This window comes from Micromonospora sp. WMMD1120 (genome assembly GCF_029626235.1).
Classification (GTDB): domain Bacteria; phylum Actinomycetota; class Actinomycetes; order Mycobacteriales; family Micromonosporaceae; genus Micromonospora.
This window is the reverse complement of the sequence record NZ_JARUBO010000005.1, coordinates 6,955,285-6,974,949: the sequence shown is the minus strand read 5'-3', so window position 1 is coordinate 6,974,949 and position 19,665 is coordinate 6,955,285. Positions and strand designations below refer to the sequence as shown.

Annotated in this window: 22 protein-coding genes; 10 read left to right on the top strand and 12 right to left on the bottom strand. The window is 70.6% G+C overall.

The features are described from left to right. The first annotated feature begins 13 nt into the window (after positions 1–13). The gene (locus O7634_RS31150; RefSeq protein WP_278153707.1) at positions 14–2,719 is read left to right on the top strand and encodes a glucosidase; all 2,706 of its coding nucleotides are present in this window, start codon (positions 14–16) and stop codon (positions 2,717–2,719) included. Positions 2,720–2,867: 148 nt separating this feature from the next. Here O7634_RS31150 and O7634_RS31145 read toward each other — a convergent pair whose 3' ends face one another. Together O7634_RS31145 and O7634_RS31140 are read right to left on the bottom strand one after the other, a co-directional pair. After that, positions 2,868–3,896, bottom strand: a complete 1,029-nt coding sequence (locus tag O7634_RS31145; RefSeq protein ID WP_278153706.1) for an NAD-dependent epimerase/dehydratase family protein — start codon at positions 3,894–3,896, stop codon at positions 2,868–2,870. 30 nt (positions 3,897–3,926) lie between these two features. Beyond that, the gene (locus O7634_RS31140) at positions 3,927–4,388 is read right to left on the bottom strand and encodes a MerR family transcriptional regulator (protein WP_278153705.1); all 462 of its coding nucleotides are present in this window, start codon (positions 4,386–4,388) and stop codon (positions 3,927–3,929) included. 384 nt (positions 4,389–4,772) lie between these two features. Here O7634_RS31140 and O7634_RS31135 point away from each other — a divergent pair, with 384 nt between their 5' ends. Further along, complete coding sequence (locus O7634_RS31135; RefSeq protein WP_278153704.1) at positions 4,773–5,240, top strand: hypothetical protein; 468 nt, start codon at positions 4,773–4,775, stop codon at positions 5,238–5,240. Here O7634_RS31135 and O7634_RS31130 read toward each other — a convergent pair. Next, on the bottom strand, positions 5,218–5,553 hold the full coding sequence (locus O7634_RS31130) for a hypothetical protein (protein ID WP_278153703.1): 336 nt from the start codon (positions 5,551–5,553) through the stop codon (positions 5,218–5,220). The genes O7634_RS31135 and O7634_RS31130 overlap by 23 nt on opposite strands. A gap of 24 nt (positions 5,554–5,577) precedes the next feature. Next, positions 5,578–5,961 (bottom strand): DoxX family protein, encoded by a 384-nt coding sequence (locus tag O7634_RS31125; RefSeq protein WP_278153702.1) that lies wholly within the window; start codon positions 5,959–5,961, stop codon positions 5,578–5,580. Between the two features lie 183 nt (positions 5,962–6,144). Here O7634_RS31125 and O7634_RS31120 point away from each other — a divergent pair, with 183 nt between their 5' ends. Further along, positions 6,145–7,044, top strand: coding sequence for an RNA polymerase sigma-70 factor (locus O7634_RS31120; protein ID WP_278153701.1), 900 nt, complete (start codon positions 6,145–6,147; stop codon positions 7,042–7,044). Positions 7,045–7,070: 26 nt separating this feature from the next. On the opposite strand, the gene O7634_RS31115 is transcribed toward O7634_RS31120, so the two are convergent. Further along, entirely contained in the window at positions 7,071–8,273 is a 1,203-nt protein-coding gene (locus tag O7634_RS31115) for a low temperature requirement protein A (protein ID WP_278153700.1), read from the bottom strand. Positions 8,274–8,446: 173 nt separating this feature from the next. Between O7634_RS31115 and O7634_RS31110 the strand changes: the two genes are divergently transcribed. The 3 genes from O7634_RS31110 (at position 8,447) to O7634_RS31100 (ending at position 10,989) form a co-directional block, all read left to right on the top strand. After that, on the top strand, positions 8,447–9,070 hold the full coding sequence (locus O7634_RS31110) for a WHG domain-containing protein (protein ID WP_278153699.1): 624 nt from the start codon (positions 8,447–8,449) through the stop codon (positions 9,068–9,070). 58 nt (positions 9,071–9,128) lie between these two features. Then, positions 9,129–9,803 carry an HAD family hydrolase gene (locus O7634_RS31105; protein ID WP_278154124.1) on the top strand — a complete coding sequence of 225 codons (675 nt, stop codon included), beginning with the start codon at positions 9,129–9,131 and terminating at the stop codon, positions 9,801–9,803. Between the two features lie 394 nt (positions 9,804–10,197). Beyond that, on the top strand, positions 10,198–10,989 hold the full coding sequence (locus O7634_RS31100; RefSeq protein WP_278153698.1) for a L,D-transpeptidase family protein: 792 nt from the start codon (positions 10,198–10,200) through the stop codon (positions 10,987–10,989). A 103-nt stretch (positions 10,990–11,092) separates the two neighbouring features. Here O7634_RS31100 and O7634_RS31095 read toward each other — a convergent pair whose 3' ends face one another. The 7 genes from O7634_RS31095 to O7634_RS31065 form a co-directional block, all read right to left on the bottom strand. Beyond that, positions 11,093–11,368, bottom strand: a complete 276-nt coding sequence (locus tag O7634_RS31095; RefSeq protein ID WP_278153697.1) for a hypothetical protein — start codon at positions 11,366–11,368, stop codon at positions 11,093–11,095. Positions 11,369–11,415: 47 nt separating this feature from the next. Further along, on the bottom strand, positions 11,416–11,847 hold the full coding sequence (locus O7634_RS31090; protein WP_278153696.1) for a hypothetical protein: 432 nt from the start codon (positions 11,845–11,847) through the stop codon (positions 11,416–11,418). Between the two features lie 185 nt (positions 11,848–12,032). Beyond that, positions 12,033–12,737, bottom strand: a complete 705-nt coding sequence (locus tag O7634_RS31085; protein ID WP_278153695.1) for a VOC family protein — start codon at positions 12,735–12,737, stop codon at positions 12,033–12,035. A 250-nt stretch (positions 12,738–12,987) separates the two neighbouring features. Continuing rightward, a complete protein-coding gene (locus O7634_RS31080) occupies positions 12,988–13,386 on the bottom strand; it encodes a hypothetical protein (RefSeq protein WP_278153694.1) in 399 nt (132 codons plus the stop codon). Then, positions 13,383–13,706: a hypothetical protein gene (locus tag O7634_RS31075; protein WP_278153693.1), complete on the bottom strand. Its 324-nt coding sequence runs from the start codon at positions 13,704–13,706 to the stop codon at positions 13,383–13,385. The genes O7634_RS31080 and O7634_RS31075 overlap by 4 nt, the downstream gene beginning before the upstream one ends. Before the next feature lie 18 nt (positions 13,707–13,724). Beyond that, positions 13,725–14,378, bottom strand: a complete 654-nt coding sequence (locus O7634_RS31070) for a hypothetical protein (protein ID WP_278153692.1) — start codon at positions 14,376–14,378, stop codon at positions 13,725–13,727. Between the two features lie 2 nt (positions 14,379–14,380). Beyond that, positions 14,381–14,758, bottom strand: a complete 378-nt coding sequence (locus O7634_RS31065) for a PadR family transcriptional regulator (protein ID WP_278153691.1) — start codon at positions 14,756–14,758, stop codon at positions 14,381–14,383. Between the two features lie 319 nt (positions 14,759–15,077). Between O7634_RS31065 and O7634_RS31060 the strand changes: the two genes are divergently transcribed. Genes O7634_RS31060 through ugpC form a run of 4 tightly spaced genes read left to right on the top strand, consistent with a single transcriptional unit; the run spans position 15,078 to position 19,401 of the window. Beyond that, the gene (locus O7634_RS31060) at positions 15,078–16,364 is read left to right on the top strand and encodes an ABC transporter substrate-binding protein (RefSeq protein ID WP_278153690.1); all 1,287 of its coding nucleotides are present in this window, start codon (positions 15,078–15,080) and stop codon (positions 16,362–16,364) included. Continuing rightward, positions 16,361–17,344 (top strand): sugar ABC transporter permease, encoded by a 984-nt coding sequence (locus tag O7634_RS31055; RefSeq protein WP_278153689.1) that lies wholly within the window; start codon positions 16,361–16,363, stop codon positions 17,342–17,344. Before O7634_RS31060 ends, O7634_RS31055 begins: the two co-directional genes overlap by 4 nt. 1 nt (position 17,345) lies before the next feature. Beyond that, positions 17,346–18,182 (top strand): carbohydrate ABC transporter permease, encoded by an 837-nt coding sequence (locus tag O7634_RS31050; protein WP_278153688.1) that lies wholly within the window; start codon positions 17,346–17,348, stop codon positions 18,180–18,182. Between the two features lie 10 nt (positions 18,183–18,192). Then, positions 18,193–19,401 carry a sn-glycerol-3-phosphate ABC transporter ATP-binding protein UgpC gene (ugpC, locus tag O7634_RS31045; RefSeq protein WP_278153687.1) on the top strand — a complete coding sequence of 403 codons (1,209 nt, stop codon included), beginning with the start codon at positions 18,193–18,195 and terminating at the stop codon, positions 19,399–19,401. Positions 19,402–19,665 lie beyond the last annotated feature (264 nt).

The following is a 19,665-nucleotide window of genomic DNA, read 5'->3' as shown; positions in this document are numbered from 1 at the left end:
CGCCACGACGACAATGGCTGCTGTGGTCAAGTACCGCGGCGACGTCAAAGATGTTGACGTGATCACTGACGGATCGTCCTCCGACGCCTCGCCACCCGACGCTGAGCGGCTCCGGCTCGCCCAGGCCGACTCGGGGGAGCAGGACTGGCGCGCATGGGGTCCCTATCTGTCCGAACGGGCGTGGGGGACGGTGCGGGAGGACTACAGCGAGCACGGTACGGCGTGGGACTACTTCCCGCATGACCACGCGCGGTCCAGAGCCTACCGGTGGAACGAGGACGGCATGGCGGGCGTCTGCGACGACCGGCAGACCTTCGCCTTCGCCCTCGCGCTGTGGAACGGCAAGGACCCGATCCTCAAGGAGCGGATGTTCGGCCTCGGGGGCGACGGCGGCAACCACGGCGAGGACGCCAAGGAGTACTGGTGGTATCTCGACAGCACCCCGACGCACTCCTGGATGCGCTGGCGCTACCACTACCCGCAGGCCGCCTTCCCGTACGACGAGATCGTCGCGGTGAACGCGTTGCGCGGCCGCGACGACACCGAGTACGAGCTGGTGGACACCGGGATCTTCGACGACGACAGGTACTGGGCGGTGACCGTCGACTACGCCAAGGCGTCCCCGACCGACCTGTGCATGGTGGTGACTGTCGTCAACCGGGGCGACCGGGCGGCGACCCTGCACGTGCTGCCGACCCTGTGGTTCCGCAACACCTGGGCCTGGGGCCTGCCCGGCGGCGACCGGATTCCCCGGATCACCGGCCAGGGCACCCGGCTCGTCGGCGAGCACCGGGTGCTGGGCCAGCTGCTGCTGGAGGGTGACGGTGGCCCGGTGCCGCTGCTCTGTGACAACGACACGAACGCCGAACGGCTCTGGGGCCTGCCGGGGCGCTCGAAATATCCCAAGGACGGCATCAACGACCACGTCGTCAACGGCGCGGCCACCGTCAACCCGGCGCGCGAGGGCACCAAGGGCGCGCTGCACTACGTGCTCGACGTGCCGGCCGGCGGGCAGCGGCAGATCCGGCTGCGGCTGACCCGCACCGCGTCGCCGCCGGCCGCCGCGCCGCCGCCGCCGGCCGACCTGAGCGAGGGCTTCGAGGCGGTGGTCTGGGCCCGGCGGGCCGAGGCGAACCGGTTCTTCGCCGGGGTGATCCCGCCGGCCGCCACCGCCGACGAGGCACTGGTGGCGCGGCAGGCCATCGCCGGGCTGATGTGGGGCAAGCAGTTCTACCACTTCGACGTCAAGCGGTGGCTCGACGGCGACCCGCACTCCACCCCACCGGCCGGGCGTCGGCACGGGCGCAACAGCGCCTGGTGGCACATGACCAGCTTCGACGTGATCTCCATGCCCGACCCGTGGGAGTACCCCTGGTACGCGGCCTGGGACCTGGCGTTCCACTGCGTGAGCATCGCCCGGGTCGACCCGGGCTTCGCCAAGGCGCAACTGCTGCTCCTGCTGCGCGAGTGGTACCTGCACCCCAACGGGCAGATCCCGGCGTACGAGTGGGCGTTCGGCGACGTCAACCCGCCGGTGCACGCGTGGGCCGCGCTGAAGGTGTTCGAGATCGACGGCGGTCGGGACTACGAGTTCCTGGCCCGGGTGATGCACAAGCTGCTGCTCAACTTCACCTGGTGGGTCAACCGCAAGGACACCGGCGGCAACAACGTCTTCGAGGGCGGCTTCCTCGGGCTGGACAACGTCGGGCCGTTCGACCGCTCGGCGGCGCTGCCGGTGGCCGGTGTGCTGGAGCAGTCCGACGGCACCGGCTGGATGGGCATGTACGCGCTCAACCTGCTGGACATCGCGATCGTGCTGGCCGAACACGACCGGACCTGGGTGGACACCGCCACCAAGTTCTTCGAGCACTTCGCCTACATCGCCGCCGCCGCGTACGAGCAGGGGTTGTGGGACGAGGAGGACGCCTTCTTCTACGACGTGCTGCGCCTCGCCGACGGCACGAAGGTGCCGCTGAAGGTCCGGTCCGTCGTCGGGCTGCTGCCGCTGGCCGCCACCACCCGGCTCACCGCGAGGACCCTGCACCACCTGCCGGAGCTGGGCGCGCGGCTGCGCTGGTTCCTCACCAACCGCCCGGAGTACGCGCAGGTGATCGGCACCCGCCGGCTGGGCCCCGACGGGCGGCAGCAGCGGCTGCTGTCCATGGTCGGCCCGGAGCAGGTGGTCCGGCTGCTCGCCCGGATGCTCGACCCGGACGAGTTCCTCTCCGACTTCGGCCTGCGGACGCTGTCCCGCGCGCACCTGGACAAGCCGTTCTCGGTCACCCTGGGTGGGCAGGAGTTCTCCGTCGGCTACGAGCCGGCCGAGTCGACCAGCGGGCTGTTCGGCGGCAACTCGAACTGGCGCGGGCCGATCTGGATGCCGACGAACTTCCTGCTGATCAGCGCGCTGCGCGACTACGCGGCGTTCTTCGGCGACGACCTCCAGGTGGAGTACCCGACGCGCTCCGGTGTGAAGCGCACCCTGGACGAGATCGCCGACGACCTCTCCGCCCGGCTGATCTCGCTGTTCACCCAGGACGACTGGGGGCGACGACCGATCTACGGCGCGTGCCAGCTCTTCCAGACCCACGGTGACTGGCGGGACCTGGTCGCCTTCCCCGAGTACTTCCACGGCGACAACGGCGCCGGCCTGGGCGCCTGGCACCAGACCGGCTGGACCGCCCTGGTGGCGGACCTGATCCTCACCCTCCGCCGCTGACGGGCCGAGCGCCCCGGGCGGTGTCGGGCCGTGATCGCGCTCGATCCTTGTTCTAGTGGTGTCCTTGGCGCGGGAGGCCACTACATCCTGGATCGAGCGCGATCATTGCCGCGGGCGACGCCTGGCGGCACGGGCGGTGCGGGGTGGGTCAGGGGGTTACCAGGCCGTGCTTGACGAGACTGTCGGCGGTGTCGGTGATGGTGGTCTCCACCGGGCGGGGTTGCCAGCCGAGCACCGTACGGGCCTTCCCGTTGCTGATCACCGGGACCTGTCCACCCAGGGCGGCGGCGTCCCGCAGGCCCGGCTCGGTCGCGGCGGCGGCGCGTACCTCCGCGACCGTCAGCTCCCGCGCCGGCACCCGGTCTGCCAGGCTCGGCAGGTGCCGCGCCAGCATCGTCGCCAGGTCGAAGAAGCTGATCGACGGGCCGCCGACGCCGATGAAGCGTTCGCCGGCGGCGGCCGGGTGCAGCATCGCGCGCAGGTGCAGGTCGACAACGTCCCGGACGTCCACCACCCCGAAGTACATCCGGGGTACGACAGGCATCGCTCCGGTGAGGAACGCCCGCACCAGGCCGGTCGACGCGGACAGCCGGGCGCCCAGCAGCGGTCCGAAGATGCCGGTCGGGTTGACCACGCTCAGCTCGACCCCGCCGTACTCCCGGACGAAGTCCCAGGCCGCGCGCTCGGCGAGCGTCTTCGACCGCTGGTACGCCGGGATGTCGTCGTCAACGTTGGTCCAGTCCGCCTCGCTGTACCGGCCGTCGGGCTTCACGGTGTAGCCCACCGCCGCGTACGACGAGGTCAGGACCACCCGGCGCACGCCTGCGGCGCGGGCGGCCCGCAGGACGCGCAGCGCGCCGTCGCGGGCCGGCCGGATCACCTCGTCGTCGTTCTCCGGCGGGGTGAACGGAAACGGTGAGGCGTGGTGCAGCACGTACCGCACCCCGTCGACGGCCTCGGGCCAGCCCTCGTCGGCGGAGAGGGCGGCGGTGCGGAACTCGACCCGGTCGTCCGGCTGCCGGAGCCGGTCGAGGATCTCGTCGCGCTGGCCGGACTCGCGGATGACGACCCGTACCCGGTAACCCTCGTCGAGCAGACGCGCGACGGAGTGGCTGCCGAGGTGACCGGTGGCACCGGTCACCAGCACCGGCGCGTCGTCGGTGGCCTGAAGTTCCATGGTGTTTCGCACGGTATGTCCCATCGTTGCTCAAAACTTCCGGAGTGCTCGCTGAACCTGCTCGATTGCATACGCCTCGGCGGCGTCATCAGCGCGGTACCGGGCGTCCCACATGTCCGCCTTGGCGCGCAGGTACGCCTGCCGTACCCGAAGGCGCTCGATCTCCTCGGACAGCCGGTCGGCGTGCCGGGCGAACAGCTCGTGCTGTTCGGCGGCGGCCGCGCGACCGCCCTGGTCGAGCAGCGTCAGGTAGCGGCGCATCTCCGCGATGCTCATCCCGGACGACCGGAGGCAGGCCAGGGCGTCGACGCGCTCGGCGAGCACCGCGGAGTAGCGGCGGTGACCGCTGCTGTCGTCCCGCGGGACCGGGCCGAGCAGACCCACCTTCTCGTAGTACCGCAGCGTCGGCTCGCTGAAGCCGGACCGCTGGGCCATCTCCTGGATGGTCAGGGGCGGCTCCACCCGCTTTCGAGCTGTCGTGGTCGCTGCCATGGCTGAAGCGTCCCCAACTTCAAGCGCTTCACGTCAAGCGATGTGACCCGAGCGACAGCGGACCGCGTCGGTAGGCACGCCGTACGGTGTGCCGGTGCACGTACTCGACGATCCGACGGTGTCCGCCCGGGTGTCCCGTTTCCTGGCCGCCAAGGGAGAGCGCTGGCCGAGCACTCCGATCGAGCAGATCCGCTCGTCGGTCAGCGCCGAGGGCCCGGACGGTTCGCCGACCGCGGTGCCCGACGAGCTCGTCGCACTGGACGCCGGAGTACGGCTGGAGCCTTCCGGCAGCCCTCGACGGCGACTGGACGTGGGGTGTCCTCCTGTCGGAGGTGCGGTGCTGGCCGGTGCCCGGCCGAGGAGCATTCACTATCGTGAACCTCCATGGGGGAGTCGGCGCGTCCGGTGGGCGAGACGATTGTTCTCGGGCAGTCGCGGGTGTGGCCCGCCGTCGCGATACCCGGCGCGATCCTGGTCCTGATGATCGTGGTGTGGATCCTCTTCGATCTGTTCGTAGGGACCGTGCTGGCGCTCGGCGCGGCGTCGGTCATCGTCGCCTCCACGAGTTGGCGGAACGCGGTGCTCGCGGACGACGTCGGGCTGCTCGTCCGCAGCCGTCGGGGTCTGCGCCGCTCGTACGCCTGGACCGAGATCGAGCGGATGGGCTGGGTGGACGCGGGTATGTGGGGGAGCGTGCTGACGGTCTATCCCGCAGGCGGCCCCTACGACGTCCCGGGGCCCAACGCGTCGACGAACGTGGGCCGCATCTGGCGACCCCGGCGTCGACGCTTGGCCGATCCGCTGCCCGCGCTGCTCGCCGCCCACGACATCAAGACGCTGTCGGACCTCTGAGCCCACTCCCGGGCTGCTGGCCGTCGCCCCGTCCAGCCCTCCACCGGTGACGACGGACCGCCGCCACGACCACGGCCACGGCGACGAGCAGCGCGACAGCACCCTTCCAGGCCCGCTCGAACCACTGCCGATCGTCGCCGAAGGCCGCCTCGCCCACCAACATCAGCCACAGACCCATCCAAGCCCACTGCCAGCCGCGCGGCCGTGAGAATTTCTCGGGCGGGGCGGAGAAGACGCCGAAGAGCACGACTAGGGAACCCGCAACCATGAGCAGGGGTGCGCCGATGCGCGTGACGCTCTCCCACAGGGACACGAGCCGATGATAAGACCGGCCCGCTCAGCCGCCGAACGGCTCGGGCCCGAGTCGACCCCACGCCACGAAGGCCGCCAGGGCCAGATAGGTCAGGTTCAGCACCGTGAACCTCGCCTCGTCGTGCCGCAGGTGGGTGATGATCGCGCCGACCATCAGCAGGACCCAGCAGACGGCCGTCACCGGCACCAGCACCGGCGCGATGTCCAGCACGGCGGGCAGGATCAGGCCGACCGCGGCGAGGAGTTCGAGGACCCCGAGGGTCTTGACGAACCCGACGCTGGCGTCGCCGGTCCACCCACCGCCGTGGGTCGCCGCCAGCTTCTCCTTGGGTACGAATGTCTTGGTGCTGCCCGCGAGCAGGGCGACCGCCGCCAGCAGTCCGGCAGCGATCCACAGTGCCAGGTTCATGGGAATCCTTCCGTCTCGGGTCGACCACGAGACACCGCCGGTTCGCCCGGTGTGACAGCGCGACCGGGTGACCGGGCCCACAGCCTCCGGGCGTCACAGCGGGCAGACGGCTGGTGTCTGGTGGGCGACGGAGTCGTACCGACGAGACTGGAGGCAGACATGGCGGGTGCGGGGAGCGGAGTCATGAACGCGGACGAGCACGCTGATCCGGCCGTCGACGCGTTCGTCAGCCACCGGAACCTGCTCTTCACCGTCGCCTACGAGATGCTCGGCTCGACGATGGACGCTGAGGACGTACTCCAGGAGACCTGGCTGCGGTGGGCGGACGTGGACCTGGCGGCGGTCCAGGACCCACGGGCGTATCTGGTGCGGATCACCACCCGCCAGTCGCTGAACCGGCTGCGGGCTGTCGGCCGGCGGAGGGAGTCCTATGTCGGCCCCTGGCTGCCCGAGCCGTTGTTGACGGCGCCCGACGTCGCCGACGATGTCGAGTTGGCCGAGAGCGTCTCGACGGCGATGCTGCTGGTGCTGGAGACGCTGACGCCGACCGAGCGGGCGGTGTTCGTTCTGCGCGAGGTGTTCGACCTGGCCTACGACGAGATCGCCGACGCTGTCGACAAGAGTCCAGCGGCCGTTCGCCAGATCGCCCACCGGGCCCGCGCACACGTCACCGCGCGTCGACCTCGCGCGCGCGTCTCGCCGGCCGACGCCCGGCGTGTGCTGGACGCGTTCCAGCGGGCGGTCGGAACCGGGGACGTGCAGGGTCTGCTGGACATCCTCGCGCCGGACGTCGTGTTCATCGGCGATGGTGGCGGAATCAAACAGGCGGTGCTGCGGCCGGTCGCTGGGGCGGACCGGGTGGCCCGACTGTTGGCCAGCGCCGAGGCCAGGACCGCAGCGTTGGCGATGCGGCCGGCCGAGGTCAACGGGTGCCCGGCGCTGGTCCTCCGGTTCGACGGGGAGATCGACACCGTCGTCACGCTGCGCATCGACGACGGCCTGGTCACCGCGCTCTATGCGGTGCGCAATCCGGAGAAGTTGTCGCACCTGCGGCGCGAGACCGCCGTGCGTCGCTGGAAGTGAACGAGAGCGCCGGGCGCCGCCGGGGTCTAGAACGGCGGCGAGGGCGTCTCGGGTGGGTGCCGGCGGGACCGTCGGGTGTCCGCCGCGGCGACGCCGAGCAGCACCAGCGCGGCGGTGCCGCCTGCGCTGAGCGGGTCGAGGCGCAGCGCCACCGGCGTCAGCAGGCCGAGGGCCACCAGGCCCGCAGCCCGGGACCGGGAGACCCGGGCGAAGACCTGGTATTCCAGGATCGCCCGGCCGGCGAGGAAGAGCGCCGGACCGCCGAGGATGGCGACGAGCCAGGCCGCCGGGAGGTGCCCGAGCGGCTCGGTGATGAACAGCTCGAAGCCCACGCCGGTCAGGACGATGCCGGCGATCATCACCAGTTGGGCGAACGCCAGGTAGGTCGCGAGCCGGGCCGGGTCGCCGGCGCGGTCGACGGCGGCGTCCAGTAGGCCGCCGGCGACGTGGAAGTAGATCCGCCAGAGCAGGACGGTGGACGCCAGCGCCAGGACGAACCCCGCGCTCTGGTCGATGTGGAAGTCACTGCCGCTGAACGCCAACCCGATGACGAAGATCGCCTCGCCGAGCGCGATGAGGAGGAACTGCTGGTACCGCTCGGCCAGGTGTTCGGCGGCGATCATCCGGACGCCGATCCGTTGTGCGCCGATGCGGGGTGTCGGCCAGCCGAGGAACAGCCCGGCGTAGTCGAGGAGCACGGCGACGGCCCAGAACCACCCGCGTACGGTGCCGTGGTCGACGAGACCGCCGGCGATCCACGGTGGTGCGCTCAGCAGGAGCCAGAACAGGATGCGGACGGACTGCTGCGGGTCGGGTTGACCGTGCCCGGCCAGGTGGAAGTAGAGCACCCGCCCGATCTGGAGGGTCACGTACGTGATCGCGAAGAGCGGCGCCCGCGCGCCGAAGCCGTCGGGCACGGCGACGGCCATCGTCATGGCGCCGAGCGTCGTGATGACGATGACGGTCTGGACGAGGGGCGCCTCCGGGTCCAGCCAACTGGTCGACCAGACGGTCATCGACCAGACCACCCACAGCGCGAGGAAGAGCAGCAGCGCCTGGGCGATTCCGGCGTACACACCACGCTCACCGCCGGTGAAGTCGACGATCAGGCGGGCGGAGATCCGGGTCAGGGCGAAGACGAAGACCAGGTCGAGGAAGAGTTCCAGAAAGGTCGCCCGCTGGCGGGTGGCGTCGCTGCGCACCAGCCGCGTGACCGGCACGTCACTCATCGGCCCGCTCCGGACCGGTGCCGCCGTACCAGCACGTGCCCTCCCGTTCGCGGTGATCCTTCCGCCTAACGAGCCAGCGGCGGTCACGGCACGTCACGAGGACTGCCGGTAGGTCCTGTCACCAATCCGTCACCCGGCGGCTACCGCACGTGCGCGCCCTTACGCTCGGGTGCGTGCCCGGACCTGCCGAGAAGGCCACCGAACAGGACCGGCGCGACCTCATCGTCACTGTCGCGCGGGAGTTGGCCGAGGCGGAGGGCTGGGCCGGGGTGAGCATCCGACGCCTCGCCGAGCAGGCCGAGATCGACGTCGGCGACGTCTACCGGCACTTTCCGGACCTGGAGGCGTTGCTCGCCGCCGTCGCCGTGTGCGCGTTCGCCGATCTCGCCGCCGATCTCGCCGAGGCGCACGCGGAAGCCGCCGACAGCCCGGACGGCGCCTGGCCGGCGGTCGCGTCCGCGTACCTCGACTTCGCGTACACGAACCCGGAGGTCTATGACGCGATGCTCGCCTTGACCCCCGACCTCGCCCTCGGCGTGGATGGGGTGCCGGCCGCGCCCCGGGCGGTCTTCGCCGAGCTGCGGGCGGCCCTGACCCCGCTGGCCGAGGGACGGGACCCGGACACTCTCGCCGAGGTGGGCTGGAGCCTGCTGCACGGCGTGGTGATGCTGACCCGCGGCGGCCGGCTCAGGCCGGAGGGGCAGGAGGAGCGGGAGGCGCTGATCGCCGCCCGGCTGCTGCGCTGGCCCTGCCCGACGGGCGGAAACCCGGTGGGCGCTCCGGGTGAGATGCCCTAGAGTTCCGCATCGCGACGGGCATGATCGCGAAAGGGGCACGGCGGTGCGACAGGCGCAGGTGTTGATTTTCGACGCGGACGACACGTTGTGGGAGAACAACGTCGTCTTCGAGCGGGTGATCGAGGACTTCCTGAGCTGGTTGGACCACCCCACCCTGGACCGGGCCGAACTACGGGCCGTGCTCGACGACATCGAGCGGGCCAACGCGGTGGCGCACGGGTATGGCAGCAAGGTCTTCCTGCGCAGCCTCGCGGAGTGCCTGGAGCGGCTGCGTGAGCGGCCGGCCACCGACGCCGAACGCCAGGAGATCGACAGGCTGGCCGTGGCCCTCGTCGAGCACAAGGTGGAGTTGATGCCCGGGGTGGCGGACGCGCTCGACGAACTCGCCGGCCGGCACGAGTTGTTGCTGCTGACCAAGGGCGACCGGGAGGAGCAGCAGCGCAAGCTCGACGCGTGCGGCCTGCTGCACCACTTCGGCGCCGCGCACATCGTCGCCGAGAAGAACGTCGACACGTACCGCTGGCTGATCCGTGAGCACGGCTTCGCGCCGGATCGGGCCTGGATGATCGGCAACTCGCCGAAGTCCGACATCCTGCCGGCGCGGGCGGCCCGGCTGAACGCGGTGTTCATTCCGAACGAGAACACCTGGGCGCTGGAGGAGGACGAGCTTGACCCGACCGACGCCGGCATCCTGCGGCTGGCCGCGTTCCGGGACCTGCTGCGGCACTTCTGACCGCCGCGACCGCGCGGAACCGCGACAGCGCTTTCGATGATGATCTCGTTACGTCGAGATGCCGGTTTTTCAGCGTAGCGCCAGACCGCTGCCGGAGGTCGATCGTGGCTTGTCCGGCCCGCCGCGACCTGCCTAACCTGTGCCGGCGCTGCCGGCCCCACCGGGGATGCCGGCGCGCGCCGGCCTCTGCTCGGTGGGCACCGTGGAGCTGAGTGCAGAGCGGCGGCCCGCCCCGTGCACGCCTGCACGACGAGGTGCCGGAGCTGTCCGCTTACCATCGGACGGCCGGGGGTCAGGGCCGGGTGGTTGCGGACCCGGTCCTGACCCGACCACGCACACACCACCTCCGCCGCGCGGGGCAGACGCGGGCCGAGCCGACGGTCAGGATGACGGAATGAAGCGCAGATCTCTCCTGTTGGGCGCCGCGGCGGGACTCACCGCGCCGGCCGTGCTCACCCCGACCGCGCCGGCGCTCGGCGCGACAAGGCCGCCGGCCCCGACGTGGGGGGCCACCGTCCCCGCTCCGCGCCGCGCCCGCACGACGGTGCCGCGACACAACCTGGCCGCCCGGCTGACCACGCTGCCGGCCCAGACCCGGCAGGTCATCGTGGTCGGCGCGACCAGCTACACCACCACCTACGCCACACTTGAGGCGTACGTGCGGGTGCGGGACCGGTGGCAGCCGGCCTCGGCGTCGTTGCCCGCCCGGATCGGCTCCAAGGGGTTCAGCGACAACCACGTGGAGGGTGTGCCGACCACCCCCACCGGGGTCTACTCGATCGGCCCGACCATGTACGGCATCGCCGCGAACCCCGGTGTGCGCTACCCGTACCACCGGCTGGTCAGCGGTGACTGGTGGAACGAGAACCCGTCGTCGACGCGGTACAACACCTTCCAGCACAGCTCGACGAACCCGGGCGGGGCCAGCGAGGCGCTGTGGCAGGAGACGCCCGCGTACACGCACTTCGCGGTGATCACCTACAACATGCCGCCGAACGTGGCGACGCCGGTGCCGAACGCCGGCAGCGGCATCTTCCTGCACCAGTTCAGCACCAGCGCCGGCAACGCCACCGCCGGCTGCGTCTCGCTGTCCCGCGACCACCTGGTCGACGTGCTCACCTGGCTCGACCCGGCGCTGTCGCCCCGCATCGTGCTCAGCCCGTACGCCCAGCTCGGGCGATACTGAGGGCCGCCGGGGGCGCAGCGCGCCGCGCCCCCGGGCTGCGGCCGGCTTCGCGCCGGGCTGCGGCCGGCTTCGCGCCGGGCTGCGGCCGGCTTCGCGCCGGGCTTCAGCCGGCTTCGCGGCGGACGATGGCCACCGCCACCCGGCAGAACTCGTCCATGTCCGGGTTGAAGCCGGCCGCGATGTCGGGGTGGAGCCCGGAGCGGGTCTCCTCCAGCAGGCGCTGGCAGACCTGCTCGACCGGCTCGCCGTCGTAGTCGGCGCGGACCCGCTCGGTGGCTGCCTGAAGCGCCGAGGTCAGCTGTTCCTCCAGCGGGCCGCGCAGCTTCTGCTGCACCGGGTCGAGCCCGCGGGGGTCGAGCGTGACATGTGGCTCCGACATCGGTGCTCCCTTCGTCGACGTTCGCGGTACCCCAACGCGAACGTCGGTCAAACCCCGTCCGGTACGGCCGAAACCCGCACCTGGTACGAGAAATCCTCCGCCGGCTCCTCGTGGAACGACAGCCGGCGGATCTGCCGGTCGTCGTCGTAGAGGGCGACGTCCACCAGGACGCCGAGGTGGGCGAGGCCGATCGTCGACACCCGCTTCTTGTCCTGGAGCACCGCGCAGACACCGCCGAGCAGGGTGCTCGCGTCGGACGTGCGGTGCCCGGGCGGACAGCGCAACACCACGTTCACCTCGATCGGCCCGGGCAACGGCGTCCAGCCGGTGCGCTGGGCCGCGACGAGGGCGGCCTGGAGCAGGGTGCGGACCCTCGTCGCCTGCCGGTGCCCGGCGGCGAAGATGGACAACGCTTCGGTCTTGACCGGTGGCAGGCCGCTCACCTCGAACGTCAGGGCGAGAGCGCGGGTGTCCTGCACGACGGCACCTCCTCGTTGGGACGATCCTGCCGAACCGGGGGAGCGACGGTGAGGCGTTCGCGCGATTACCCACCGATCGGGCAGGCTGGGGTCGGCCGGAGGCGTGTCGACGACGGCGGCGACCGCGCTGGCTGCGGCGTTAGGAAAACGCTAGCCGACGGCGTCCGCGCCCGGTAGTCGGTCGTTCACCCGGTTCGACGTGGGGCGAAGGCGCAGAACTCGTTGCCCTCGGGGTCGGCCAGCACCCACCACCAGCGCGCCTCGTCGAGCGGCTCGCGCAGCAGCGTCGCGCCCGCCGCGATCAGCGCCATCGGCTCCGGGTCGACCAGCTCGACGTCCCAGTGCAGGCGGTTCTTGACCGTCTTGGGCGTGGACACCGCGTCGAAGAGCCACAGGTGCCAGGGGAAGTTGGCCGCGCCGAGGACGGACGAGTCGGTCGACCCGTGCTCGACGTCGCCACCGAGCACGCCGGCCCACCAGGTCGCCTGGGCGATCGGGTCGATCGCGTCCACCACCAGCGCGACCGGACCGGGCGTGGTGTCCGCACCGCCCGGCAGCGCGCAGAACGAGTTGCCCTCCGGATCGGTCAGCACCCACCGTGCCTCGTCGCCGTCCGGTTCGCGGACCAGTCGGGCGCCGGCCGCGAGCAGCGCCGCCGGGTCCGCGTCGGCCAACCGCAGATCCAGGTGTACGCGGGTCCGGCCGACCCGCGGCTCCGGCACCTTGTTGACCCAGATCGACTCCGCGTCGGAGCGCGCCGAGCGGGGGTCGACCCGGGTGTCGTCGTCGCCGGCGTCGGCCACGTCCCCGTCGAGCACCCGCGCCCAGAAGCCGCCGAGGGCGAGCGGGTCGGTGGCGTCCAGGCAGAGGTCCTTGAACTGAGCGATCATCGCCCCAGCATGCCTGGTCGGTCGGGCCGGGCGGGCTCAGTGCCGCGTGGAACGCGGTGTCGCGTCGCGCACTGCTGGGGCGGCAAGATCCGCGCAGTTTCGCTGATGGTGCTGCCTCCGGCGGCCCCGAGGCAGCACCATCAGGGATCTTGCGCGGATCTTGCGGGGTGTGCGCTCCGGCGAGAGCTCGGATGACCGAGCGTTTCCTTTCCTGGGCGAGAGCCCGGAGCTGACGCTCGGGCCCGGACGTTCATCCCGGAAAGTGAATCAGCGGCACCCCGTCGGAGTATCCGGGGCCCTCGCCGGTGAGCACTGCGGCGTCGTGGGTCAGACCCGCCACGGCGGCCGCAGCGAGGTCGAAGCGGCGGGTCCGGCGCTGCCAGAAGGTCAGCTCCGGCAGGTCCTGTGCCCGCTCCGGCAGCAGCGCGCAGGAGGGTAGGGCCAGCAGCTTGTGTAGCAGCGCCAGATCCTTGCCGGCTGCCATGTTCAGGGCCTCGGCGGCTGCCACCACCGGCACCCCGAATAGCACGCCGTCCTCAATGACCTCGTGGACGGGCTCGCCGACGTGCACAGTCCGGAGGACGGCGTACCCCAGCAGGGCCGACCGGTCCAGGATGAGCCGGACCGGTGGTTGCGTCTCCGAGGTCACGCGGCATCGGCGCGGGGAGCAGCGTCGTCGCCGTTCATCTCGGCCTCCATCGCGGCGCGGATCTTGGCCCGTTCCGCTTCAAACCGCTCCGCGGGCCACTCGGCTTCCACGCCCAGTCGGCGGGCCCGAGCCTCCGCGACACCCTGCTCGGTCACGTGAATGCCGGCCGCGAGCAACAACTCCTTGTGCTGCTCCACACGCCTGCGCCGACGCACCGACTCGGTGACGTAGGCGCTGGCCATGCGGTTGCCCTGACTCTCCAGGATCTGACTCACGTCCGGTGGGACGGAGATCGTGAAGCGGCGCTGCGGCTCTGTCATACTCGCAGCTTACACCTGTCATACTGTTGCGCGCTCGCGGAGCGACAGGTGGCGAGCCAGAACCGTGGCACCGGCGAGTGCGAACAGGACCATGGCGATCTCGGTGACCACCACTGCCGGCGCGGTGCTGTAGCCGGTGGACCACGCGAATGCGATGGTGACTGGCGTGATGATGATGCCGGCCGTCGGCATGAGCACGCTCATGATCCGAGCTGTCTGCCGGATCTGGGGTAGGTCGCGTAGTCGGGTCCGCACCGCGATGACAGCTCCCACAATGATCACGGCGGCCGGTGTTCCGTAGTAGACGGTGACGGCGAGCTGGATCGGTACGTCGATCGAGCGGGGAAAATCGATCATGCGGACGAGCGCCGGGTAGGCCGCGACCAGGATGCCGTAGCCGAGCACGACACCGAGCACCGCGCCGATCAGTGCGTTGCCGAGAACGCGGAAGTAGTCTCGGCGCACTCGTTCAACGTCAGCCTCGTCGGCGAGGCGTCGTGCGAAGCCGGCAACGTCGCCGCCGAGCAATTGCACGGGATCGCCCCCGTCGGCAGCCGCAGCCCGGAGATCCAGGCGCAGCTCCGCGGCGAGTGCGACCCGATCCGCCGAGCCGACTCCGTACGCGCGCCACGCCTGGTCGGCTTCGCCCAGAAGGCTGTCGATGGTGTCCATGGTCAACTCCTCGTGGGGCTCTGGTCGAGCTGGTCGAGAACCGTGCCGACGGTGTCGGCGAAGCGGTTCCACTGTTGCCGCCAGGCATCCAGGTGGACCCGGCCGGACCTGGTCAGCGCGTAGACCTTCCGGGGCGGGCCGGTCGGGCTGGCGTGCTGTTCGTGAGCGACCAGGCCGAGCCGGCGCATCCGGGTCAGCAGTGGATAGATCGTGCCGTAGCTGATCGCGCCAAAGCCGGCTGCCTCCATCCGCCGAACCAGCTCGTAGCCGTGCGCGGGCTCGCGCGCCAGCAGCGCCAGGAGGCACATGTCCAGCGCACCCCGCAGGAGCTGCGTCTGCCGGTCGCTGTCAGCAGTCGGCTGACCCTCGCCCGCTATCATGCGCAACATGATACCGGGCTAATAGGCGTCGCGATATACCGGAGCGCGATCGAATCCGCTTCCTGAAAGGCGGGGCTTCCTCGGCACGGTGACAGCCCGACTTCCAGGAAGGCGAGTCGATCACGCACCTCGAGGGGCCAGCGGTCGCTGCCCGCACGCTCGCTGTGACAGTCAGGTTTCGTGACTTCGCGGGTGGGGCAGTGTAGCCGCACGGAGCATCCGAGCCGGGGCGTTTCCGCAGTTCAGGGCTCGGGTTGTCTCGCCGTGCGCCGGGGCACGGATGCCCTCCCCGGTTTCGCCGAAGAGAGGGGGGAGGGCGATGACGGAGCCCGAAGCGGCCCGACGCCGCCGCCGTCCGGTCGCGCGGCTGGGCGCGGCGGCTGTCGCGCTGGCGCTCGTCGCACCACTGGCCGCGTGTGGCGCGGACGACGATGGTGGCCCACCAACGATCAACCTGTACTACCCGCCCGAGCAGAACCTGCAGAAGGTCGTCGACGACTGCAACGCGCAGGCCCAGGGCCGGTACGAGATCGCGTACCGGGTGCTGCCCCGGCAGGCAGACGACCAGCGGGTGCAGATGGTGCGCCGGTTGGCCGCCGAGGACACCGGCATGGACCTGCTCGGCCTGGACGTCACCTGGACCCAGGAGTTCGCCAGCGCCGACTGGCTCCGGGAGTGGACCGGCCAGGACAAGGCCGAGGTCGAGCAGGGCACCCTCGCAGGGCCGCTGGACACCGCCCGCTACCAGGACAAGCTGTACGCGGCGCCGAAGAACACGAACGTCCAGCTGCTCTGGTACCGCAAGGACCTGGTGCCCCAGCCGCCGACCACCTGGGACCAGATGATCAGCGCGGCCCAGCAGCTGAAGGAGCAGGGCAAGCCGTACCAGGTGCTCACGATGGGCGCCCAGTACGAGGGCCTGGTCGTCCTCTACAACACCCTCGCGGAGAGCGCCGGCGGGCAGATCCTCAACGAGGACGGCACGAAGGCCGTGATGGACGAGGGCACGGTCCGGGCGCTGGACCAGCTCAAGCGCTTCGCCACGTCGGGCGTGACCTCGCCGTCGTTCAGCAACGCCACCGAGGACCCGGTCCGGCTGGAGTTCCAGTCCGGCTCCGGCGCGTTCCAGGTGAACTGGCCGTTCGTCTACCCGGCCCTGCAGGAGGCGAACCCGGACCTGGCCAAGCAGGTCGGCTGGGCCCGCGTTCCCGGCGTCGAGGAGGGCAGCCCCAGCAAGGTAACCATCGGTGGCGTCAACCTGGCGGTCAGCTCCTACTCCCGGCACCCGGAGCTGTCGTTCGAGGCGGCCCGGTGCCTGCGCAGCGCGGAGCACCAGAAGTTCTCCGCCATCAACGACGGCGTGCCGCCCACCATCGAGGCCGTCTTCGACGACCCGGAGATGACCGAGGCGTACCCGATGAAGGACACCATCCTGGAGGAGCTGAAGGAACCGGCGACCCGTCCCCTGACGCCGGCCTACCAGAGCATCTCCACTGTGATGTCGGCGATCCTGTCGCCGCCGTCCGGTATTCGCCCGCAGCAGACCGCCGACGAGTTGCGCGACGCCATCGCCGACGCCCTCCAGTCGAAGGGGGTGCTTCCATGAGCGTCAACGCCACACCGGCCGGTGCGGACGTCGCCGCCGAGGAGACCCGTCCCACCGCCACGGTGCCCGCCCAGCGGGGCGGCCGCGGCAAGCCGCCGCTGAGCGAGAACAAGAAGGCCGAACGCCGGCTCGGCTGGCTACTCTGCGCGCCCGCCGCGCTGGTCATGGTGGCGGTCACCGCGTACCCGATCATCTACTCGGTCTGGCTGTCGTTGCAGCGCTTCGACCTGCGCTTCCCGGACCAGCGCGAGTTCATCGGGCTGGAGAACTACGTCACGGTGCTCACCAACGAGTTCTGGTGGACCGCCTTCGGGGTGACCATGCTGATCACGGTGGTCACCGTGGCCGTCGAGCTGGTCCTCGGCATGGGGCTGGCGCTGATCATGCACCGCACCCTGGTCGGGCGCGGCATCGTGCGCACGTCGGCCCTCATCCCGTACGGGATCGTCACCGTGGTCGCCGCGTTCTCCTGGCGGTACGCCTGGACGCCCGGCACCGGCTACCTGGCCAACCTGTTCAGCGACGGCGCGCCGCTCACCGAGCGGGCCAGCTCGTTGGCGATCATCATGCTCGCGGAGATCTGGAAGACCACCCCGTTCATGGCGCTGCTGCTGATGGCCGGGCTGGCGCTGGTGCCGGAGGATCTGCTCAAGGCGGCCTCCACCGACGGCGCGACCGGCTGGCAGAAGTTCACCAAGGTCATGCTGCCGGTGATGAAGCCGGCGATCCTGGTCGCGCTGCTGTTCCGCACCCTGGACGCGTTCCGGGTCTTCGACAACATCTTCGTGTTGACCGCCGGCGGCAACGAGACCTCGTCGGTGTCGATGCTCGCCTACAACAACCTGATCCGGGGCCTCAACCTCGGCATCGGCTCGACGATGTCGGTGCTCATCTTCATCACCGTGGCGATCATCGCCTTCGTCTTCGTGAAGCTGTTCGGCACCGCTGCCCCCGGCAGCGACGACGGGGAGAGGCGCTGACATGGCCGTCGACACCACTGCCAAGGCAAAGCTGCGCTGGGGTCTGCTGGACGTCCTGGTGGTCGTCTTCGCGTTGATCCCCGTCCTCTGGATCGCGTCGCTGTCGTTCAAGACGCCGGCCACCCTCACCGACGGGAAGTTCATCCCGAGGGAGTGGACGCTCGACAACTACCGGACGATCTTCGACACCGACCAGTTCGTCCGGGCGCTGGTCAACTCCATCGGCATCGCGCTGATCGCCACGCTGATCGCTGTGGTGCTCGGGGCGATGGCCGCGTACGCGATCAGCCGGCTGGACTTCCCCGGCAAGCGGCTGCTGGTCGGGGTCTCCCTGCTGATCGCCATGTTCCCGCAGGTGTCACTGGTGTCGCCGCTGTTCGAGATCGAGCGTCAGCTCGGCCTCTTCGACACCTGGCCCGGGCTCATCCTGCCGTACATCACCTTCGCGCTGCCGCTGGCCATCTACACGTTGTCGGCGTTCTTCAAGCAGATCCCCTGGGACCTGGAGAAGGCCGCGAAGATGGACGGCGCCACCCAGGGGCAGGCGTTCCGACGGGTGATCGCGCCACTGGCCGCGCCCGGTCTGTTCACCACGGCGATCCTGGTCTTCATCTTCTGCTGGAACGACTTCCTCTTCGCCATCACGCTGACCTCCACCGAACGCGCCCGTACGGTGCCGGTCGCGCTGTCGTTCTTCACCGGCGAGTCGCAGTTCGAGGACCCGACCGGGGCGATCTGCGCCGCCGCCGTGGTGATCACCGTGCCGATCATCCTGTTCGTCCTCTTCTTCCAGCGTCGCATCGTGTCCGGGCTGACCTCCGGCGCAGTCAAGGGATAGGTGAGTAGTCATGGCTGACATCGTGCTCGACAAGGTGAGCAAGAGGTTCCCGGACGGGACCGTCGCCGTGCAGGACGTCGACCTGGAGATCGCCGACGGCGAGTTCGTGATCCTGGTCGGGCCCTCGGGCTGCGGCAAGTCCACCACCCTCAACATGATCGCCGGGTTGGAGGACATCAGCTCCGGCGAGCTGCGCATCGGCGGGCAGCGGGTCAACGACAAGGCCCCCCGGGACCGGGACATCGCCATGGTGTTCCAGTCGTACGCGCTCTACCCCAACATGACGGTGCGGGAGAACATGGCGTTCCCGCTGCGGCTGGCGAAGCTCGACAAGGAGACCATCAACGCCAAGGTCGACGAGGCGGCCAAGGTGCTGGAGCTGACCTCGCTGCTGGACCGCAAGCCCGCCAACCTCTCCGGCGGCCAGCGCCAGCGGGTGGCGATGGGCCGGGCGATCGTCCGGCAGCCGAAGGCGTTCCTGATGGACGAGCCGCTGTCCAACCTCGACGCCAAGCTGCGGGTCCAGATGCGTACCGTGGTGTCCCGCCTGCAGAAGCAGCTCGGCACCACCACCGTGTACGTCACGCACGACCAGACCGAGGCGATGACCCTCGGCGACCGCGTGGTGATCATGCGCGGGGGAGCGGTGCAGCAGGTCGGCCCTCCCCAGGAGCTGTACGACCACCCGCGCAACCTCTTCGTCGCCGGGTTCATCGGCTCGCCGTCGATGAACTTCCTGCACGCCGCCGTGCAGGACGGCGGGCTGCGCACCGCGCTGGGTGACGTACCCCTCGGCGACCGGATCCGGCGGGAGCTGGAGGCGGCGGACGCGCCCCGCGAACTGATCCTCGGCATCCGGCCGGAGCACTTCGAGGACGCCGAACTCGTCGACGACGACACCCGCCGACGGGGCATGGAGTTCGAGGCGCCGGTCGACATCGTCGAGTCGATGGGTTCGGACAAGTACGTCTACTTCACTGTGGAGGGCGAGAAGGCCAGCGCCGCCGAACTGGAGGAGCTGGCCGCCGACGCGGGCGCCGCCGACTTCGCCGGCGCCGGGGGCAACCTGGTGACCCGGCTGTCCGCCGAGTCCCCGGTCTCCGAGGGACAGACCCGGCGGGTCTGGTTCAACCTGGAGAAAATCCACCTGTTCGACCCGTCCACCGGACGCAACCTGACCCTGCACGAGGGCCACTCGGCAGGCGCCCTCGCCGACTGAACCCCACGACCCCCGCCCTACGCGCCCCACCCCGCCCCGCGCCCACCCCACCCCACCCCGCGTCGCGTCGCGTCGCCCCGCCCCGCGTCGATCTTGCAGTTGCGGATGTCGATAGGCCTGGAATAGGCCTTTTGCCACGACAGAAACCGCAAGATCGGCGGGGCGGGGTGGGGCGGGGTGGGGTGGGGTGGGCCGGGGTCGGGGTGTGGCGGGGGCGGGGTGCGGGGCAGGGCGGGGCGGGGCGGGGCGGGGTGAGAGTGCGGG